At 43.3% G+C, this 1,072-nt stretch carries 1 protein-coding gene and 1 pseudogene; both read left to right on the forward strand.

The window, feature by feature from the left end; translation table 11 throughout:
• A pseudogene (locus F6K49_RS52315) lies at nt 1–290 on the forward strand (D-alanine--D-alanine ligase); the annotation flags it as partial.
• A gap of 73 nt (nt 291–363) precedes the next feature.
• Nucleotides 364–690, forward strand: coding sequence for a hypothetical protein (locus F6K49_RS52320; protein ID WP_293110968.1), 327 nt, complete (start codon nt 364–366; stop codon nt 688–690).
• Nucleotides 691–1,072 lie beyond the last annotated feature (382 nt).

Genomic DNA, 1,072 nt, shown 5'->3' on the forward strand with positions numbered 1-1,072 from the left:
TGGATGGTGTTAAGGCTTGGATGCTAGACCCTAGTGACCCTGTAACCAAGCCAGTTCAGGAAGTAGCCAAGATGTGTCATCAGGCGTTGGGCTGTCGCCACTACAGTCTTTTTGACTTCCGTATCGACCGACAGGGGCAACCTTGGTTTCTAGAAGCAGGATTGTATTGTTCTTTTTCGCCTAAAAGTGTGATTGCTTCTATGGCGAAAGCATCGGGGATATCTGTAAATGAGTTGTTGATGACGGCAATTGATGAAACGTTAATTAATAAGGCTGCGTGTAGGGAATAGGGAACTTCGGATCAGGGAATAGTCTGAGGCGGGGGCGCGGCAGGTGTGGGGAAATGGGGATAATATGGGAAGTGTGGCAGGTGTGGGAGGTGTGGGAGGTGTGGTAAGATGGGGAGTCAGATTAGCAACTAGCTCCCCAAGACAGTGCTGCCTAGGTATTCCCTACTCCCTAGTCCCATTAACCCAGGACGAGGTACCTCCCATTGATAAATGTTGGTTATATGCTATTATGAGTTTAGTAATGTTCGAGTTTTCCGCAACAACAATGCCACTGCCGAGTTACCTATCCCATGTAGTCTTGGTTATGGCATCATACCATCATCGATCATACCATCATCATTGTTATTTAAATTACTCTCAATGGCCTCACCCCATTCCTGATCAGGATGTTCACCTGTGACACAGGAATTGGCTCAATGCTGATTTTACCCTACAGGTGACCGATCGGAGTGATTAGACTTCCCACTAGTAGCTACCTATATACAAAACCTGGCTTAAACCTGCTTTTTGGCTAATTATAGCAATTTAATCCCGATAATTTGATTAAAACGGTTGTTTTATCCTGATTACCTCCATTTTTGCTGAAAAAATGGCCTATCTCACCTAACCTTTATACCTTTATAAAGACTTCACATAAAATTTACAATTTGGTGGTACGATTCATAAGTAATTTACAGAAAATTGCTGATAGACATGGTTAACTTTAGAAGAAGCAAAAAGTGCAGCAGGTACTCAAAGCATGTAGTTTCTCCTAGTCACTGCTTAAACGCCAAGATGCTAAC

The sequence above is a fragment of the Moorena sp. SIO3I6 genome (genome assembly GCF_010672095.1).